This is a genomic window from Cupriavidus sp. SIMBA_020 (assembly GCF_046535395.1).
GTDB classification, from domain to species: domain Bacteria; phylum Pseudomonadota; class Gammaproteobacteria; order Burkholderiales; family Burkholderiaceae; genus Cupriavidus; species Cupriavidus campinensis.
The window spans coordinates 1-237 of record NZ_JAWRWU010001651.1 but is presented as its reverse complement, the minus strand read 5'-3'; the positions used below and the strand labels follow the sequence as shown (position 1 = coordinate 237).

At 57.0% G+C, this 237-nt stretch carries 1 pseudogene; it reads right to left on the bottom strand.

Annotated features, from left to right (window positions below):
• Window positions 1–215: pseudogene (locus SB751_RS35205) on the bottom strand (conjugal transfer protein TrbL); the annotation flags it as partial.
• Window positions 216–237 lie beyond the last annotated feature (22 nt).

Below are 237 nucleotides of genomic sequence, written 5' to 3'. Positions count from 1 at the left end.
ATCGCGACCCCCTTCGCGAGAAATGTGAGGAGGATCAGCGGCAGGTTCTTCACCAGCGTCCAGATTGACCCAATTCCGCCTGACTGGTCACCTGCGGCAATCGAGGGTGATGTCCCGCATTGCTGATGCGTGGAGTTAGGAATCACAATCCCATCCGCTGTGACGTCCGGCACCTGTTCGCAAAACTGTGTTGCTTCGGTACGGGCGTTGCTCATGATCGTCGAACTCGCATTCACG